18 protein-coding genes and 1 rRNA gene are annotated in these 19462 nt (G+C 33.6%); 1 reads left to right on the forward strand and 18 read right to left on the reverse strand.

What is annotated here, in order from left to right:
- Window positions 1-57 precede the first annotated feature (57 nt).
- From dnaK to secY, 16 genes are all read right to left on the reverse strand, one after another.
- On the reverse strand, window positions 58-1848 hold the full coding sequence (gene dnaK / locus AC1RP9_RS03265) for a molecular chaperone DnaK (protein ID WP_481822132.1): 1791 nt from the start codon (window positions 1846-1848) through the stop codon (window positions 58-60).
- A gap of 80 nt (window positions 1849-1928) precedes the next feature.
- Window positions 1929-2759, reverse strand: coding sequence for a nucleotide exchange factor GrpE (locus AC1RP9_RS03270; protein ID WP_481822134.1), 831 nt, complete (start codon window positions 2757-2759; stop codon window positions 1929-1931).
- Window positions 2752-3741 carry a heat-inducible transcriptional repressor HrcA gene (locus tag AC1RP9_RS03275; protein ID WP_481822136.1) on the reverse strand — a complete coding sequence of 330 codons (990 nt, stop codon included), beginning with the start codon at window positions 3739-3741 and terminating at the stop codon, window positions 2752-2754. The genes AC1RP9_RS03270 and AC1RP9_RS03275 overlap by 8 nt, the downstream gene beginning before the upstream one ends.
- Before the next feature lie 143 nt (window positions 3742-3884).
- Entirely contained in the window at window positions 3885-4523 is a 639-nt protein-coding gene (locus tag AC1RP9_RS03280; RefSeq protein ID WP_481822138.1) for a transglutaminase domain-containing protein, read from the reverse strand.
- A 66-nt stretch (window positions 4524-4589) separates the two neighbouring features.
- A complete protein-coding gene (locus tag AC1RP9_RS03285) occupies window positions 4590-5423 on the reverse strand; it encodes a deoxyribonuclease IV (RefSeq protein WP_481822140.1) in 834 nt (277 codons plus the stop codon).
- Entirely contained in the window at window positions 5416-6393 is a 978-nt protein-coding gene (locus tag AC1RP9_RS03290; protein ID WP_481822142.1) for a potassium channel family protein, read from the reverse strand. The genes AC1RP9_RS03285 and AC1RP9_RS03290 overlap by 8 nt, the downstream gene beginning before the upstream one ends.
- 57 nt (window positions 6394-6450) lie before the next feature.
- Complete coding sequence (locus AC1RP9_RS03295) at window positions 6451-7125, reverse strand: ion channel (RefSeq protein WP_481822144.1); 675 nt, start codon at window positions 7123-7125, stop codon at window positions 6451-6453.
- 419 nt (window positions 7126-7544) lie between these two features.
- On the reverse strand, window positions 7545-7907 hold the full coding sequence (gene rplQ, locus AC1RP9_RS03300) for a 50S ribosomal protein L17 (protein WP_481822146.1): 363 nt from the start codon (window positions 7905-7907) through the stop codon (window positions 7545-7547).
- Between the two features lies 1 nt (window position 7908).
- On the reverse strand, window positions 7909-8898 hold the full coding sequence (locus tag AC1RP9_RS03305) for a DNA-directed RNA polymerase subunit alpha (protein ID WP_481822148.1): 990 nt from the start codon (window positions 8896-8898) through the stop codon (window positions 7909-7911).
- 27 nt (window positions 8899-8925) lie between these two features.
- Window positions 8926-9315 carry a 30S ribosomal protein S11 gene (rpsK, locus tag AC1RP9_RS03310; protein WP_257043451.1) on the reverse strand — a complete coding sequence of 130 codons (390 nt, stop codon included), beginning with the start codon at window positions 9313-9315 and terminating at the stop codon, window positions 8926-8928.
- Between the two features lie 3 nt (window positions 9316-9318).
- A complete protein-coding gene (gene rpsM, locus AC1RP9_RS03315; RefSeq protein WP_481822150.1) occupies window positions 9319-9687 on the reverse strand; it encodes a 30S ribosomal protein S13 in 369 nt (122 codons plus the stop codon).
- A gap of 18 nt (window positions 9688-9705) precedes the next feature.
- Complete coding sequence (rpmJ, locus tag AC1RP9_RS03320) at window positions 9706-9819, reverse strand: 50S ribosomal protein L36 (RefSeq protein WP_257043453.1); 114 nt, start codon at window positions 9817-9819, stop codon at window positions 9706-9708.
- Between the two features lie 11 nt (window positions 9820-9830).
- Window positions 9831-10025, reverse strand: coding sequence for a translation initiation factor IF-1 (gene infA / locus AC1RP9_RS03325; protein WP_373457106.1), 195 nt, complete (start codon window positions 10023-10025; stop codon window positions 9831-9833).
- 22 nt (window positions 10026-10047) lie between these two features.
- Window positions 10048-10800 (reverse strand): type I methionyl aminopeptidase, encoded by a 753-nt coding sequence (gene map / locus AC1RP9_RS03330; protein ID WP_481822152.1) that lies wholly within the window; start codon window positions 10798-10800, stop codon window positions 10048-10050.
- Window positions 10801-10842: 42 nt separating this feature from the next.
- Window positions 10843-11484 (reverse strand): adenylate kinase family protein, encoded by a 642-nt coding sequence (locus AC1RP9_RS03335; protein WP_481822154.1) that lies wholly within the window; start codon window positions 11482-11484, stop codon window positions 10843-10845.
- Window positions 11478-12899: a preprotein translocase subunit SecY gene (secY, locus tag AC1RP9_RS03340; protein ID WP_481822156.1), complete on the reverse strand. Its 1422-nt coding sequence runs from the start codon at window positions 12897-12899 to the stop codon at window positions 11478-11480. Before secY ends, AC1RP9_RS03335 begins: the two co-directional genes overlap by 7 nt.
- A 604-nt stretch (window positions 12900-13503) precedes the next feature.
- On the opposite strand from secY, the gene AC1RP9_RS03345 reads away from it, so the two are divergent.
- Window positions 13504-13848: a hypothetical protein gene (locus AC1RP9_RS03345; protein ID WP_481822158.1), complete on the forward strand. Its 345-nt coding sequence runs from the start codon at window positions 13504-13506 to the stop codon at window positions 13846-13848.
- A 12-nt stretch (window positions 13849-13860) separates the two neighbouring features.
- On the opposite strand, the gene AC1RP9_RS03350 is transcribed toward AC1RP9_RS03345, so the two are convergent.
- Window positions 13861-16224, reverse strand: coding sequence for a hypothetical protein (locus AC1RP9_RS03350; protein WP_481822160.1), 2364 nt, complete (start codon window positions 16222-16224; stop codon window positions 13861-13863).
- 305 nt (window positions 16225-16529) lie between these two features.
- Window positions 16530-19424: ribosomal RNA gene (locus tag AC1RP9_RS03355) — 23S ribosomal RNA — on the reverse strand.
- Window positions 19425-19462 lie beyond the last annotated feature (38 nt).

Raw genomic sequence — 19462 nt, forward strand, 5'->3', positions numbered from 1 at the left:
AAAGTTAATATTTAAAATTGTCAAACAAAAACCTCTTGGAAAAGAGGTTTTTGTTTATTACTCAACAATGGTTGCTTCATCTTCGTTTTGTGAACTTGTTGATTCTTGGGTCGCTTGTTGCTGAGCTGAGTAATTAGCAAAGTTTTTCATAACATTTTCCATCTCATCAAGCTTGGTTTTAAGAGTTGGAATGTCTTTTTTCTCGATTAATTCTTTTAATTCTTTAACTAATTTGTCTGACTCTTCTTTAGCTTTAGGGTCTAATTTATCACCTTGCTCTTTAGTTGCTTTTTCTACTTGATCAATTAATGTTTCGGCACGAACAATTGTTTCAGCTTCTTCTTTACGTTTAGCATCAGCTTCTTTATTTTCTTCAGCTTCACGAATCATTCTTTGAATTTCTTCTTCGCTTAATTTTGAAGAGTTTTCAATGGTAATGGTATTAGCTTTATTAGTTTTTAAATCTTTAGCAGTAACAGTGGTAATTCCATTAACATCAATAGTAAAGCTAACTTCAATTTGTGGTACTCCACGTGGAGCTGGTTCGATTCCTCCAAGATTAAATTGACCAAGTGATTTATTATCATTAGCCATTTCTCTTTCCCCTTGAACTACCCGAATAGTTACTTCACTTTGATTATCAGCGGCAGTTGAGAAAATTTGTGATTTAGTTACTGGAATAGTGGTATTACGTGCAATTAAAGGAGTTGAAATTCCACCCATAGTTTCAATTCCAAGAGTAAGAGGAGTAACATCTAATAAAAGAACATCATCAATATCTCCAGCAAGCACTCCTCCTTGAATTGCAGCCCCAATTGACACCACTTCATCTGGGTTAATTGATCTGTTTGGTTCTTTACCTAAAGTACGTTTTACTAATTCTTGTACTGCTGGCATACGGGTACTTCCACCAACCAAAAGAACTTCGTGTAAATCAGCAGCAGTTACTTTAGCCTCTCTTAAAGCATCTTCAATTGGTTTTCTGGTACGGTCAAGTAAGTGTGAGGTCATTGATTCAAACTCACTACGCTTTAGTTCTAATTCAACGTTAACTGGTCCGTCAGTTGTAACAGCAAGGAATGGTAAATTAATTTGAGCTACTGATTGAGCTGAAAGGTCGATTTTGGCTTTTTCAGCAGTTTCTTTTAATCTAGCCATTGCCATTTTGTCTGATTTAGCATCAAAATTATATTTAGATTTAATTTGTTTTACCATTCATTCAACAATGGCATGGTCTCAATCATCTCCTCCAAGGTGGTTATCTCCACTAGTTGAAAGCACTTCGAAAGTTCCATTTTCAAGCTCAAGTACTGAAACGTCAAAGGTTCCACCACCAAGGTCATATACTAACACTTTCATTGATTTGTCAGTTTTTTCCAATCCAAAAGCCAAAGCAGCAGCAGTTGGTTCATTAATAATTCTTAATACATCCAATCCAGCAATTTTTCCTGCGATTTTTGTAGCTTCACGTTGTGCATTGTCAAAGTAAGCTGGAACGGTAATAACTGCTTTAGAAACCTTGCTTCCAATTTTAGCTTCAGCATATTCTTTCATGTATGAAAGAATCATAGCTGAAATTTCTTCAGGTTTATAATCTTTATTGTTTGCATGTACAGTTTTATTGGTTCCCATTAATCTTTTAATTGACACAATGGTATTTGGGTTAGTTTCAACTTGTCTTTTAGCTGCATCTCCAACGATAATTTCTCCGTTTTTAAATGCAACTACCGAAGGTGTGGTTCTTTTTCCGTTTGGATTTTCTAACACAACTGATTGTTTATTTTCAATAATTGAAACAACTGAGTTTGTTGTTCCTAAGTCAATTCCTAATACTATTTCTTTTGCCATATTTTTTCTCCTTAAAACATCATATCTATAAACTAATTATAACATACTTTTTAGCACTCAAAGCTTTTGTTTGCTAAATTTTATAAATTTTTATTTATTTTTACTTGAGCTGGAACTACTGTTCGATCTTGTAATTTAAATCCTAAACGAACTATTTTAATGATTTGTTCGTGTTGCTTACTCGAATCGTGCTCAAAATCAATAACTTCTTGTTCGTGAGCATTAAACATTTCCCCTACATTTGGTTCAATTATTTTAATTTGACTTGCATCTAAGGCTTCTTGCAATTGCTTTAGTACTAATGAAAATCCATAACAATAATTTTGCACTTGATCATTAGTTGAATTTTGTCCTGCTTGAACTGCTGCAATTAAATTATTATAAGGAATCGCAAATTCTTGTATAAACTTTTGTAAAGCATATTTTTTTGCTTCTTCATTTTCTTTGGTAAATTTTTCTTTTAATTGAGCAGTTTTTTCTTCAATTGCTTCATTAGCTTTAGCGCTCGCTTGCATAATTTTATCTTTAAACAAGTATTCATTCACTTTTAATGTATTATTAAGTTTTTCAATTTGTTCCTTAAGTTGTGCATTTTCCTTTTCGAGCTGTTCAATTTTGTCTTTTTCATCTTCTTTAACCACTACTTTTGTAGTGATATTTGCTTCACTAATTTGGACTAAAACTTTTTGACCAGCTAATTCTTTATTTAAATGCTCGGCGCTAAGAGTAACTTCAAAATGATAGTTGCGCTTGTATTTTTTCCCAATTAAAAAATCATCTAAATTGCAATTAAAATCATTCTCTCCAATTACAATACTTCTAAATCCGCTTAGTTCTTTAATTTCAGTCCCATCTTCAAAAGTAAAAGTAAATTTCCCGTTTAATAAATCGCCTTTTTTAATCTTATTCATTATTCTCTCCTTTAATTAAAAATTTTTCAAAGACACTTAATGCACTTTTCATTTCATTAAAATCACTATCTTGTGGACCAACAATTGAAATTTCAGTTGTTCCCATAGTTGTATTGATTCTTTTAGTTAAAAAAGCACTTACTTCATTAACAGCAATTTTTAAGTTTTCTTGCTCATCTAATTTGTTTTCAATTTTCTCTCAAATTGAATAATTTTCAACCAAGTCAATGATTTGATTGACCTGTTCACGAGTAAAATTACGACTTAAAATCAATTCTTTTCGTCCGTAAACATTATTTTTAGTTTTAATATTAAAAATGTTTTCAACAAATTTTTCAATCACTGCAATATAATTAGAAACTTCTTTTTTGAGTACTTCCTTAAGAGCATAAGTTTTTTCAACTAAATCTTCTAGAGCAACACCAATGAGCTTTTCTTTGAACACACGTACAGCAATTTTAAGCTCGTTCATTTGCACTTTATCATTTTCAAGTGAAATTATTTTTGAATGCACTTCACCATTAGATACCACCATTACTGCTGTTGCCATAAACGAACTAATCGGAACTAAATCAATACTTTTTAAAATTAATGATTTGTCAAATTTAGTTGTAATTAGTGTTAATCCAGTGATATCGGCAATGGTTTCGGCTGCTTGTGCAATGGTAAAATTGGCATTTTCTTTTTTAGAATCGAAAGATTTTTTGAGCTTTTTTTCTAATAATTTTTCATTAGCTTGTGCAATGTGTTTGGCATAATAACTCAATCCAATCGGAGTTGGAATCCGACCACTTGATGAGTGAGCTTTTTTTAAATAACCTAAATCTTCAAGTTCTTTCATCAAGTAGCGGATTTTTGCACTAGAAAATTTAATTTCTTTTTCTTCGATTAAGTGTGCACTACTAATAGGCTGCTTTAAATGAGTATAAAGTTCAATAGTAGCACTAAGAATTTGTTCAAGTTTAGGATTAATTCTGCTCATAAATTTATTGTATCATAATTTAGCAATTAACAAGCTTTTTTGCTAAATTATTAAAAAACACTCTTGTGTGATACTTTCACTTTTAAGTTAGTTGATTATCTAACTTTGAGTGCATATCTTTTTAAGAGTGTTTTTAAAATAAATTAAAGACTGTCAGGTAAATCTTGATATTCGTATTCTTCAGGGTTTTGATAAAGCATTATGGTGGTCTCGTAAGAGTCTATATCAAGTCTAAATTGATTCATTCATTCAGAATTGCGTTCTAGGAATAAATCAGTGTCACTATTGAGTTCATATGTACTATTATCGACTTCTGCATTATCTCAATTGGTTAAATCAATTGCTTTTCATCTACCATCGACAAACACTTCATTTCAAGCATGTCCACCATCTTCAACTGTTGATAAGGGATCTCCATAGTGTCCTCCACCCATAATTCTGACAGGAATGTTTAAAATGGTAAGAGCAGCCGCTAAGTTCATACTATATCCAACACATTTAATTTCTGGATCATTAGTAAAAATTTGAGCAGGGTTATAAAATCCGTATCCATTGTAATTATATCTTTTCTTATTAATTGAAGATAAATAAGTTGTATTTGTAGCAATATAATAAGCAATTACCTTAATTTTGGTTTTAGTATCTCAATTTTTATTAATAATATTTAGTAAAACTTCTTTTCAATGATTAAATCATTTTCTGTATCCCGGAATTGGATTAATTCAAACGTCTTTACCAAGCTCTTGTGCTTCCTGATCAGTTAGTCGAAGTGAAAAATACACTTTTACTCTCCAATTTGCGTGTCCAGGTTTAAACCTCAAAAATTTGAGGTTTTTTAAATATTAAAATTACTTATCTTTTTGTAATAATCAGGCAATTTCTTCTTTATAAATTGGCCCATTATCAGTTCAAGGAGTTTCGAGAATAATTGGAATATTATCAAATTCAGGATCGTGGACAAAACGTTTAAGTGCTTCATATCCAATATAGCCTTTTCCAATATTTTCGTGGCGATCTTTATGTGAAGAAAGATCGTTTTTTGAATCATTTAAGTGAATTACTTTAATTTCTTGGAATAAATTTCATTTTCTTAATTCGTCCTTAAATTGTGTATATTGTTTAATATCATACCCTGCATCCCAGACATGACATGTATCTAAACATACCGCAAGACGATCTGAATTAACTCAATCTAAAACATAACGAATTTGTTCAAAAGTAATTCCAATTTCACTGCCTTTACCTGACATTGTTTCAATACAAATAACTACATCTTTGGTTTTTGAAAGAATAGTTTTTAAACTATCAACCAGGGTGTCTAAAGCTTCTTGAGGCGAATATTTAGTATATGCGCCAGGGTGAAGCACTAAATATTTAGCTCCAATATAGTTCATGCGTTCAATTTCTTTAGTTAAAAATTCAATAGCAAAATCACTTTTATCCGGATTGGCAGGATTAACAATATAAGGAGCATGAACAATAATGTCTTCTTTTGATATAACTTGCTCGAACATGAGCTCATATTTTTGTAATTGATAATTTTCAACCCCAGTACGCATAGTAGTTTGGGGAGCTCCTAAATAAATCATCATGGTATTAGCTCCATTTGAAATTGATTCAGCCGCTGCATCAGCTAAGTAACCAGGTTTTTTAAATGATATATGCGAACCAAGTTTAATCATTGTTCTCATCTCCTTTATTGTTTTTATTAATTTTGTTTTGCACTTGCTGTAAAAAGCTAGCTGCAATTACCCCTGAAGGAATTGCTATCACTGCTACTCCAATAAGTGAAATTATCACTACAATGACTTTTGCAGTAGCGGATTGAGGAGAAAAATCTCCATAACCAATAGTAGTTAGTGTAATGGTTGTAAAATAAATAGCATCTCAAAAGTTAGCTACAGTATTTGAACTTACACTTGGAAAATTCGGTTCATTTTGTGCTTTTGTTTGTGCTTGTTCGAATGTGATTTTATGTTCATTAGCATATGCTTGAATAAAATTATTAACTTGTGCATTATAATGACTAGTTTCAGCATTTCAAATAACTAAAGCAAATAAAATAATTATCACTATTACTAAAATAAAAATATTGAGTAAAAGTTTTGATTGCTCTCGAACTGCTTTAAAAATAATAGCAAATGGAGCAAATATTTTTAAAACAATGAGCAATCTTAATACCCTAACAATTGCTAATCCATTGAAAAAATCAAAGACTTTGGAATTAAAAGTATTGTCAGTGAATACTCCAATTAAGTTTACTGAAGCTAAAATACAAAGAATAGCTACTATACCATAGTAAGAAGCGAAAAATTTTAAATATAGTTTAAAAAGATTTTTTTCTTTATTTTGATAATGATACGTCATTAAATGAATGATAAAATCAATCACAAAGATAAAAAAGATTGGTACTTGAGCTATAGTGATGAACACTTTTGCATAAGTTGATGATCCTTGACCTAAAGGAACAAATAAATTAACAAATGAAAACAAACAAGCAAAAATAATTATCAAGCCATAAAACAATTGCATTCTTGCTGTTTTATTTTTGAGAAATTGCTCATTTTTTGAATTTTTATCTTCTTTAATTCAAACAATATCACTAATTGTTTGCATAAATTGTTGGTGTTTTTTCTTAATTGAATTAAGCATAAATAAAATTATAACTGAAAACGGGTAGACATTAACAGGTAAATTCAAAGCTCTTACTTAATTAGTTTTAGAATCATTGTCTTCTTTTATGTTTTTATTATCTTTTAAGTATCGTTCAACACTTTTATGAATTATGCTTGAAACTATAGCAAGGATTAGTATACCAATAACCAAAAGCAAACCGATAAAAATTTTTGCTACCGGAGATTCTGGGGAGAAGTTTTTATAACCAAAAGATACTAATGATAAAAATGTATAATAAATCGCTTCTCAATAGTCTGAAGGATTTTTTTCATTTCACTTAGGAAAATTTGGTTCATTAACTACTGTAGTTTTAACATCTCGAACTGAAATTTTATGTTCGAGAGCATAATGATCAATGAATGCAACTTTTTTTGCATTATAATGAATGATTTCAGCGTTTCAAATGACTAAAGCAAATAATACAACTATAAGAATTATTGAAATAAAAATGCGACGTAATATTTTTCACTGTTTGTCCAAGATTTTAAAAATAAAGTGAAAGAACGAAAACATTCTTAAAAATATAAACAATTTCAAAACTTTAACAATTGATATTCTAATAAAAATATTAAATATTGTTGAATTATAAGGATTATTGTAATCAGCATATTTAAATACTACAATTGAAGATGCAATACTAATAAGCATCACTAAACTATAATAAGATGAAAGAAATTTTTCAATTACGTTTTCAAAATTTTTTTTCATTATTTTGAGTATGATAAGTTATTCAACGAAAGAAAAAATCTATGGTAAACGAACAAAATACACAAGCTTGAGAGATTTTTATTAATTGTATATCAACAAGAGAATTGGTGGAAGGTAATAAATAAAAGAACGATAATAAAATGCTGATAAACATTATAAAAGGTCATGAAAAAATACTAAATTTTTCATGTTTACTTTTTTTAGATATGGTTTCATAGTCTCTAATTCAAATTGCCTCGCCCATTACCCCAAGTGTTTTAATTTCTTCTATTTCTGTTTCTTTTTTCTCGGATTGTTCAGACATAATCTTATTATATATGCAAAAATAGCCTCATGTTATTTTTTCCTAAAAACCAATAAAAAACGTAGCTAAAGCTACGTTTATAATGCTAATTGTAATTAAAGGAAGGAAAGCTTAATTAAACAAGTTCAATAATTGCCATACGAGTGGCATCACCAAGACGTTTTGGTAATTTGATAATACGTGTGTACCCACCATTACGCTCGGTATATTTTGGTGCAACTTCATCAAATAAAACTTTAAGTGCATTTTGATTGTTTTTATTTTTAATGTCACGGACATAAGCAGCAACTGCTCTGCGATTTGCTAAAGTTGGATTTTTTGCTTTGGTAATCATTCTTTCGGCGTGTCTTCTTAATTCTTTTGCTCTAGTTAAAGTAGTTGTTAATCTCCCATGGATTATAAGTTCACTAACAAGTGAACGCACCACACCATTTCTTCATTTGGTATCACGTGAATAAATTTGTGTTGGATTTGCCATCTTACTCATCCCCCTCTTTTAATTTAAAACCGTATTCGTGCAATTTTTCGATGATTTCATTTAATGATTTAGATCCAAGGTTTTTAACTTGTTCAAGCTCTTCATAGGTCATTTTAGCAATTTCACTAAGTTTAGTCTTTTTAATTCTTCTCAGAGCATTTAATGAACGAACTGATAAATTAACTTGGTTAATTTCAATTTCTGGTGACTCAGTTCCTTTTTCGATAATTTCTTCTTTGAAAATATCCACTTTCATGGTTTCAACTTCACCAATCCGTGCAAAGTGACCGATTAAAATTTCTGAAGCTTGTTTAAGTGCTTGTTTTGGAAGGATTGTTCCATCAGTTCTAAGGTTTAGTTCTAATTCTTCTTCAATTTGTGGTGAAGCCGAATTAAGTTCTTTGACACTGTAATGAACATTTTCAACTGGTGAAAAATTTGAATCTACAGCAATTAATTTTCCTTTTTTGAGATTTGATTGGATTTTATCTTCTAATTTAGCAATGAGGATTTTGTTTTCTTCAAACGAAATAAATCCTCTTCCTTGACGTAAGAATACTTCCAATTTAAGTGCTTTTTCTGATTGAATAGTAGCAATTTCTACATTTTGGTCCACTACTTCAATTTTAGGATGTGAAATCACTTGTAAGGAACGTGCTTTAATTTTCCCGATTGAATTAACCACTAATTCAGCTTTAACAATTTCATCCATTCCTAAAAGTTCAGGTTGATAACTAAAACGAACTTTTCTTATGTTCATTAAAATACTTGGAACATCTTCAACCACATCTTTAATAGTTTGAAATTCGTGTTCAACACCTTCAATTTTCACAGCAAAAGGTGCAAGTGATGTGATATTTGAAAGTAGCACTCTTCTTAAAGCAACACCAAGGGTGTTCCCAAAACCACGTTCAAGTGGTTTGAGTTGCATAGTTAAATTGAAATCATTATTATTGTTTTCAGTTTTTTGTAGGTAATCTAGTTTTGTCATTTTTTCCATAATTAACCTCTTGTAAAACTATTTTTTCGCACGTTCACGTTTAAGAACACGTTTTGGTGGTCTGGTTCCATTGTGTGGTGTAGGAGTAACATCTTTAATTTCTGTAACGGTAATTCCAGAAACTTCAATTTGTTTTCTTGCAGCATCTTTTCCTGCTCCAAGTCCTTTAAGTTCTACTTTAACTGATTTAAATCCGTGTGATTTAGCCGCTTCAGAAGCTGCTGCTGCAGCTAGTCCAGCTGCATAAGGAGTTTTTTTCTTGGTTCCTTTATATCCAATTGCTCCAGCACTACTTCAAGCAATAACATTACCTTGTTCATCAGTAAAGGTAACGATAGTGTTGTTGTTAGTTGAATGAATGTGTGCAATTCCAGTAGTAACAACTTTTTTCTTCGATTTACGAGCCATTATCTATTTACCTTTCTTTCCAGCAACAGTTTTTCTAGGACCTTTACGTGTACGAGCATTTTTTTGAGTTGATTGTCCACGAACTGGAAGACCTTTTCTATGTCTAATTCCACGGTAACATTTAATTTCCATTAAACGTTTAATATTAAGGTTCACTTCTCTTCTGAGATCACCTTCAGTGGTATATCCTTTAGCAGCTTCACGAATACGTGAAAGTTCATCTTCTGAAAGATTTTTTACCCGAGCATCTTCGCTAACATTAGCTTTGTGACAAATTTGTTTAGCAATTGTTCTTCCAATTCCATAAATATAGGTTAAAGAAACAACAACACGTTTGTCATTTGGAATTTCAACGTTTAAAATTCTAGCCATTTACTTATTCCTTTCTGATTATCCTTGTCTTTGTTTATGTTTTGGGTTTAAACAAATAACACGAATAATTCCTCTACGCTTAATAATTTTGCAATCTTTGCACATTGTTTTAACACTTGCTCTAACTTTCATGCGTTTCTCCTTTATTTGTGACGATAGGTAATCCGTCCTTGAGTTAAATCGTAAGGACTCATTTCTACATCAACAGTATCTCCAGGTAAAATACGAATGTGATTTACTCTCATTTTTCCTGAAATATGAGCTTTAATTACAATTCCGTTTTCAAGTTCTACTGAGTATAAATCAGTTGAGTAAGCTTCCTTGACTACGGCTTTCATTTTGATAGCATCTTTTGACAAATTAAATTCCTTTCGTTAAGACTATTCCCTTACCATTTTTAATTAAAACAGTGTGTTCATAGTGTGATGTGTTGCTTTTATCTTTTGACACAATAGTTCAACCATCACTTAACGTTCTAATATGTGGAGTTTGGGTAATCATAGGTTCAATGCATATTACCATTCCATCTTTGAGCAACATTCCAGTTCCTTTGGTTCCATCATTAGGAACATTAGGTTCTTCGTGTAAAGATAGACCGATTCCATGTCCACAAAATTCATTCGGAGTGTAATAACCAGCTTGTTTGATATACGAACCAATAGCATGCGATATATCGCCGATTCGAGCTCCTTTTTTAATTGCTTTTAAACCAGCACTAAAAGCTTCTTTAGCTACATCAATTAGTTTTTGATCTGCTAAAGAAATATTTCCAACACCCATTGTAAAAGCACTATCTGAATGGTATCCTTGTCATTTACATCCAAGATCTACACTAAGTAAATCCCCATCTCTTAGGATATAATCGCTCGGAATACCGTGAATCAATTGTTCGTTGACAGATATGCAAGCTGTCGCTGGAAAGCCATATAAACCGAGAAAGGCAGGTTGTGCATTCCGCTTAACTATTTCATTAAAAGCCAATTGATCAATCTCTTTTAATGAAATTCCTGGTCTTACAAAGTCATAAATTATTTGTTTAACTTCTGCCAAGATTGAGCAACTTTTGGTTATTTTTGCTATTTCTTGTGGGGTTTTTATTAATTTATTTTTCATGTGAAAATATACTTAATCTAAAGTAAGTTTAATTTTATCAGTTTATTGTATTTTTTCAAGGATTTTTTTAGCAATTAAATCTGGACTTTCGCTTGAATCTATTTTGTAAAGCATATTTTGTGAATCATAATAATCAATTAATGGTTTGGTTTTTTGATTGTAAATTTCTAAACGATCTTTCACTGCTTCAGGTTGGTCGTCCTTACGCATGCTTAATTGTGTCCCGTCCACATCACAAATTCCTTCAATTTTAGGTGGATGAAATTTAATATGATATCCTTTTTTACATTTTGGACAAGTTCTTCTTCCGCTTAAACGTTCTAAAATAATGTGCTCATCTGTATATAGTTCAATTGCTATAAAATCAAGGTTTTCAATTGAATTTAAAAATTTAGCTTGTTCAATGGTTCGTGGGTATCCGTCCAAAATAAATTTTTGATTTTGTGCTTGATATTTTTTAATTACTTTTTCTACAATTGAATTAGTAATTGAATCAGGTACATATCCTCCAGTAGTGACAATTTTTTCTACTTCAAGTCCTAAAGTGGTTTTATTTTCAATTTCCTCACGAAAAATGTTACCAGTTGAGATATGAATAATATCGCTCATTTTAGTTAAAAAATGGGCCACTGTGCCCTTACCAACTCCGGGTTGACCCATAAACACTAAGTTTTTTTTTATCATAATAGTCCTCTATTATCTACGTTATCTTTTTGTTCGCTAGATAGATATTGTCTTGATTGACGTCTTAATTTTGATAATCTAGCCGATTTTAGTCGTGCACTTAATTGAAGAACAGTTTCTAAAGCTACTGATACTAAAATCATTAATCCGGTTCCACCAAAAGAAATTGAAGGTGGAAGTCCAAGTAAAATTTCAACAAATTGCATCGATGCAATAATGATAAGATAAAATGCTGAAACTAAACTTAATCTAAATACCACTCCGATTAAGTAATCTTGAGTTTCTTCACCTGGACGCACCCCAGGAATAAAGGTAGAATTCTTTGCAAAATCTTCAGCAATTTTGTCAGCACGAGATTGTTGCAATCCTAAAACAATTGAAAAGACAAAGGTAATTACGATTAATAATGAAAGTCCTAATGGACGGGTAAATTGTAATTCTTGGTTAATAAATTGTTTTGAAGCACTAATATCTGAAAGTAAATTAGCAATCATTGAAGGGAATGACAATACCAACATTGCAAAAATAATTGGCATAATTCCACCCGGATTAAGTTTGATTGGTAATTTCCCCATTTCTTTAAGTGATTTGCTCCGTCCAGCACCAATTTGCTGAATTGGAATTCAACGTTCAGCATTATATACAATAGCTAAAATTGAAACACATAAAAAATAAATTACTAAGTAGGTTAAAAAGCTAATAATTCCAACCAAAGTTCCGTTTGAATTACTAATGTCCCCAACAAAATAATTAAATGCTGATTGAAATTGTTGTGGTAATCTTCCGGCAATTCCAGTGAAAATAATTAAACTAGTTCCATTCCCAATTCCTTTATTAGTTATTTGCTCAGAAATAAAAAGAGCAAATAATGAGGCTGCAGTTAAAATCATCGGGACAATAAATCATTCAATAGCTCCAGGTGCAAAAGCACTAGTTTTAATCACAGTAATAAATGCTCTTTGTCCGGCTGATAGTGATTTCATTAAAAAGACTGCTTGGGGATATGCTATAAATATTGTTGCAATCCGAGTGATAATATTGATTTTCTTTCTTCCATGAGGTCCAGATTGTGAAAGTTTATAAATCGGAGGACAAATTGGAGTTTGTAAAATCATCATGATTAATGAAGCGTTAATAAAAGGACTAATTCCTAACGCAAAAAGCGAAAATTGTCTTAGTCCACCACCACCCACTAAATTAAGTGTATCAATAAATGAATTATTCGATCGAGTTAAGTCTGAAGCTGTTGATATTTTAATAAAAGGTGCAGTAATTGTTGTCCCAATCACAAAGACTGATAAAAGCACAAAAGTATAAATGATTTTTCTGATTATATCTTTGGAACTTCAGAATTCTTTCCAGTTGTTTTTTCCTTTATAAACCAATCTAGAAAGGATAAAAAATAGATTTTTCATATAGATTTTTGCCTTTCTAAAAATACTTTTTAATTATAGCAAATAAAAAAGTTTTTAATATCAATATCTTGCATTTATCTCCACAATTAAAGACAAGAAAAAAGTAGAAACCTTCTTTATTAAGATTTCTACTTTTTTGCTTAATTTAATTTTAATTAACTACTTTTGGGAGTTAAATTAATAGTTAATGTTTCTTTTGTACCGTCTTTTTTGGTTATATTTAAAGTTAAAATTCCGCTATCTAAATCATAACTTGCTGAAATATATTTATTATCTTCTAATTTCAGATGATTAAAATAATCATCAGTTAAGAATAATATTTTGTTTTTTTCAACGTGATTATATCCAGCAAATCCAAACCCTTTTTTGTGATTTTTTTTATCATCAAAACTTTTATAGTATTGAATTTTTGAAATTGGTAATGGAAAGGATTTTGGTTGTTTTTTTGTTAAAAATGTTTTTAGTTCTGCAATAGGTGTTTTGTTAGCTACTTCATATCTGTTATCTGCAGTGAGTTGAACTCCGTTATCTTGAATTTTTCCACCACTAACATTTGCTGAATGATTTTGCGAATCTCCACTACTTACGGTTGGATTAGGACTGGTTGGATTTGTTTGTGAACCAGATGAAGAACTTGCAGGATTACTTTGAGAAGCACCAACGGTTTGACCTGCTCCTTGAGATGGTTGACTTACTGTTCCTGAACCATTTGAATCTACCGATGAACTATGAGTTTCATTGGTTTCTGTCGGAGCATCCCCTTGTGAACCTGGAGTGTTTGAAACAATTGGTTGTGATTGAGCACCCGAACCATTTTGAGGCGATGATGTTGAACCACTTGCTGGTGCAGTTGGAGTACCACTATCTGCAACTGGGGTATTTTTTTGCGAACCTGAAACACCTGGTTGACCAGAAGATTGACTTACAGGTTGTGAAACTTCATTGGTAGTCCCTTGAGCACCTAAGTCCCTTGAGCACCTAAGTCCCTTGAAGGTGATTCTTTAGATGTACTGTCTAGGTTTGTATTGTCACCTGCACTAGCTGAATCATGTGTTTGATTTCCTTGAACTTGTTTTTCATTTAATGAATCTGTTGATCCTGTAGGGGTTCCACTCCCCGAACTAGATAAAACAAGAGTATCATTTTGTGTTCCTGAAGAAGCTGATTGTCCAGTCCCACCTGTAACACTAGAAGATTGTGAACCACTGTTTTTTGAATCTTGACCTACTGAAGAAATACCTGCTTGATTAGAAAGTTGATTTGAAGGTTGTGAATCTGCAGTATTCCCAGATGCATTTGGTTGAGATGAATCTGAATGTGATAAAGGTTGAGCTTGCTTTCCGCTTCCTGAATCTATTTTTTCAGGTGAGGTACCACTACCTGAACTAGGTGCATTATTTTGTGAACTTGAAACACCAGTTTGAGAATTTTCTTTCGGTTTATTAGAAGATTGTGCACCTGATTGTGCACCTGATTGTGCACCTGATTGTGCACCACTATTACTTGAACCTTGACTTCCTGTTTGTTCAGAAGGTTGACTTACAGGTTGTGATTCTACATTCGAAACACCACGAGCTCCTGAACCTCTCGAAGATGATGAACTAGAAACACTGATTGCATTTGTATTACCACCTGCAACACCTGATTCACGTGCTTGAGTTCCAGAACCAGAAGTGTTTGAGTTATTTTGAGAAGTTGATGTTGAATCACTTTTTGGTGTAGTTTGTGAAGCTACTGAATTATCCTTACTTGATTCATTATTTTTAGAAGTGGTTTGAGTTGGTGTACTTGAACTATTTTGTGGTGTTGATTGATCAGCTCCTTGTTGTAAATTTTCTTGATCTTTAATTTGATTGGTTGAATCCTCGCTAGAAGCTGTTGATGTTGGAGCTAGGTTGATTGTTAATGTTTCTTTGGTTTTATCTTTTTTGGTTATATGTAAAGTTAAAATTCCCTTATCTAAATCATAACTTGCTGAAATATATTTATTGTCTTCTAATTTCAGATGATTAAAATAATCATCAGTTAAGAATAATATTTTGTTTTTTGGAACATGATTATATCCAGCAAATCCAAACCCTTTTTTGTGATTTTTTTTATCATCAAAACTTTTATAGTATTGAATTTTTGAAATTGGTAATGGAAAGGATTTTGGTTGTTTTTTTGTTAAAAATGTTTTTAGTTCTGCAATAGGTGTTTTGTTAGCTACTTCATATCTGTTATCTGCAGTGAGTTGAACTCCCTGATTTTGAGTACTTCCTCCTTGGGTCGAATCTACAGGTTGTGAGTTTGTTGGTGAGTTTGATTCACCTTGAGTTTGTTTTTCGTTTCCTGAATCTGTTGTTCCTGATGGAGTATCGCTAGGTGCATCGTTTTGAGTACTTGAAGCAATTGGAGCATCAGAAGATTGTGCATCACTATTACTTGAACCTTGACTTCCTGAAGAAGAACCACCTGCTTGTTGATTTTGTGAAGCTTGTTCATTATCTTTGGGTTGTTTTGAAGGTTCTGTATTTTGAGGGGTTGAATCTTTTTCTTGTTCTTCACCCGAAACAGTTGCAGTCCCTTCTTTTGGGGTTAGGTTGATTGTTAATGTTTCGTGACTACCGTCTTTTTTGTTTATATTTAAAGTTAAAATTCCCTTATCTAAATCATAACTTGCTGAAATGTATTTACGATCTGTAGATTTTCCATTATAAGTTGTAGCTTCTAATTGTATCTGATTAAAGTATTCTTCAGAAATCAATAATATTTTGTTTTTATTTGGATTATCTCTCTTTCAAAAACCAGCAAATCCAAACCCTTTTTTGTGATTTACTTTATCATCGTATGATGTATAATGTTGGATTTTTTCAATTGGTCATGGTTGAGAACTTGGTTTGTTGCTTTCTAAATAACTTTTTAGTTCCGCAATAGGTGTTGTATTAACTACTTCATAGTTATTATCTGTAACTACTTGAGAATCATTAGATGGTTTGTTTTCCTGGGTTGTAGATTCACCTGGGGTTGTTGGATTTTTTTCTTGTGAACCAGGATCTGATAAAGTTGGTAAATTATCTTTTATTGCTCCTGGGGTTGTTGTGTTTGAACCTGTTTGTTTTGGTTTGGTTTGTGGTTCTGTTGGACTACCTTGTGAACCACCGGTTGTATTAACAGGATTCGAACTTTCACCGGGGTTATTTTCTCCTGTATTTGGTTTTTGATCTTTTGGATTGGGATTAGTGTTATTAATTGATGCTTCACAAGAGGCTGATGCTGTGATTAATGTTATTGGCCCTGCTAGTATCAAAAAATTTCTTAAAAATTTCTTTCTCTTGTTCTTCATAGCTCTTATTATAAGGTATAAAAATTCTTTTTTAAAGACACCAAAAACTTCAAATTAATCCATTTGCAAAAATATTAAATAATAAAATTTTCATAAATAAGCTTTAATTCTGAGCAAAAAATATTTGGTTTTTAAAAAAATTCTATCCTTTTTTATAAATCTATAAAATATTTTTTAAATATTAAAAATTTTTAAAAAGCTGATAAAAAAGCATAAAAAAATGCGTCCTATGACGCGTATGCTCTCTCAAAACTGAATAGTAATTGGGAATAATAACTTATTAAAATGACTTTGAATTCATCTTAACTTTTAAACCGATCAATTTATTAGTAATGGTCAGCTGAATGTATTACTACACTTACACTTCCATCCTATCAACCTCATAGTCTATAAGGAATTTCAAGGAATACTTATCTTTGAGGAGGCTTCCCACTTAGATGCTTTCAGCGGTTATCCTTTCCGTACTTAGCTACCCAGCTATGCTTTTAAGAAACAACTGGAACACCAGCGGTACGTCCACTCCTATCCTCTCGTACTAAGAGCGACTCTCATCAATATTCCAACGCCCACATCAGATAGGGACCGAACTGTCTCACGACGTTCTGAACCCAGCTCGCGTACCGCTTTAATTGATGAACAGTACAAACCCTTGGAACCGACTCCAGCTCCAGGATGCGATGAGCTCGACATCGAGGCGCCAAACCTCGCTGTCGATGCGATCTCTTGAGCAAGATGATGCTCTGTTATCCCCAGGGTAACTTTTATCCGTTGAGCGACCGCTGTCCCATGACGTACAGTATGGATCACTAAGTCCTGCTTTCGCACCTGCTCGACTTGTAGGTCTCGCAGTCAAGCACACTTTTACCTTTGCGCTCTACATATGGTTTCTGACCATATTGAGTGTACCTTTGAACGCCTCCGTTACCTTTTAGGAGGCTGACCGCCTCAGTCAAACTACTCCACCACGCACTGTCCCCCTACTGGATTACAGTAGCAGGTTAGAAACTCAACATACCAAGGGTGGTATTTCAAGGATGACTCCATTAAAACTAGCGTTTTAATCTCACCGTCTCCCACCTATCCTACACATGTTAGGCCAAGTTTCAATACGAAGTTGTAGTAAAGCTCCATGGGGTCTTTTCGTCTTGATGCGGGTATCCAGCGTTTTCACTGGAACCATAATTTCACCGAGTCTAGTGTTGAGACAGTTGAGAGATCATTGCGCCTTTCGTGCAGGTCAGTATTTAGCCGACAAGGAATTTCGCTACCTTAGGACCGTTATAGTTACGGCCGCCGTTCACCCGGGCTTCACTTCAACGCTTTGCATTAAGCTAACGCATCCGCTTAACCTTCGGGCACTGGGCAGGCTTCACCCCCTATACTTCACCTTGCGGTTTAGCAGAGAGCTGTGTTTTTGATAAACAGTTGCCCCTCACAATTTACTGTGGCCTATTAAATAGGCACCCCTTCTCGCGAACTTACGGGGTTATTTTGCAGAGTTCCTTAACACTAGTTTTCTCGCTCGCCTTAGAATACTCATCTTGGGAACGTGTGTCCGTTCTCGGTACAGGTATCTGCAACTTTATAACGCTTAGAAGCTTTTCTAGGAAGCATGAAATCACACAATTAAACTCTTTTACGAGTCTATGCATTACTCCTTTTGGTTATAGAACACGCATTTAACTATGTTCACCAATTAAAGCTTACCCCCAAATCCATTAATGGGTAGTGCTATCCTTCTCCGTCACTCCATCACTTGTTGCAGAAAGTACAGGAATATTAACCTGTTGTCCATCAGATACGCTTTTCAGCCTCTCCTTAGGTCCTGACTAACCCTGGGTGGACGAACCTTGCCCAGGAAACCTCTCCCAATAGGCGTCGTAGATTCTCACTACGAATCGTTACTCATACCGGCATTCTCACTTCTAAACGCTCCACCAGTGCTCACGCTCTGACTTCACTGCGTTTAGAACGCTCCTCTAACGTACATAAATGTACCCGTGGCTTCGGTATTGTGTTTACTCCCGTTACATTATTGGCGCAGGGTCTCTTGACTAGTGAGCTATTACGCACTCTTTAAAGGATGGCTGCTTCTAAGCCAACCTCCTAGTTGTTTATGAAACCCCACAACCTTTCTGACTTAACACAATTTTGGGACCTTAGCCGACGATCTGGGTTGTTACCCTCGCGAGCCGGGACGTTAGCACCCCGGTTCCGACTGCATGATAATACACAATGGTATTCGGAGTTTGATTATAGTCAGTACCGCTAGGCGCGGCCATTCCATATTCAGTGCTCTACCACCAAAGTTTAACATCACACGCTAGCCCTAAAGCTATTTCGAGGAGAACCAGCTATCTCCAAGTTCGATTGGAATTTCTCCGCTATTCACAAGTCATCCGGGCACTTTTCAGCGTACTACGGTTCGACCCTCCACTTGGGATTAGCCAAGCTTCAGTCTGCTCATGAATAGATCACCTGGTTTCGGGTATATGTCATCATACTAATGCGCCCTATTCAGACTCGATTTCTCTACGGCTCCGCTTTTGTCCACTTAACCTCGCATGATAACATAACTCGCCGGTCCATACTGCAAGATGTACGCCATCACCCATTAACGGGCTCTGACTAATTGTAAGTAAGTGGTTTCAGAATCTCTTTCACTCCCCTCCCGGGGTTCTTTTCACCTTTCCCTCACGGTACTAGTTCGCTATCGGTGTCTGGTTAGTATTTAGCCTTACCGGATGGTCCCGGCTATTCAGACAGGGTTTCACGTCTCCGCCCTACTCAGGATGCTATCAGAAGATTTTGTCATTTCGCATACGGGAGTTTCACCCTCTGTGCTTTAGTTTCCCAACTAATTTTGCTATGACAAAATTTTGTAACTTCATGTAGATAGTCCTACAACCCCAACATATGTTGGTTTGGGACTTTTCCATTTTCGCTCATCGCTACTAGTGGAATCATTATTTATTTTCTTTTCCTGTTGCTACTAAGATGTTTCAGTTCACAACGTCTCTCGTCAAAAGCAACTATATATTCATTGCTTAGCAATTAGACTTTACTCTAATTAGGTTTCCCCATTCGGACATCCCCGTATCGTAGCGTATATCCAGCTCCACGAGGCTTTCGCAGGTAATCACGTCCTTCATCGACTTCCAGACCCACAAGATCCACCACAAACTCTTACTTATTTAAAAGTTATGTATTTTCCTATTGTTGATGTATTCAAAGACAT

The organism is Mycoplasma sp. 3686h (assembly GCF_056781225.1).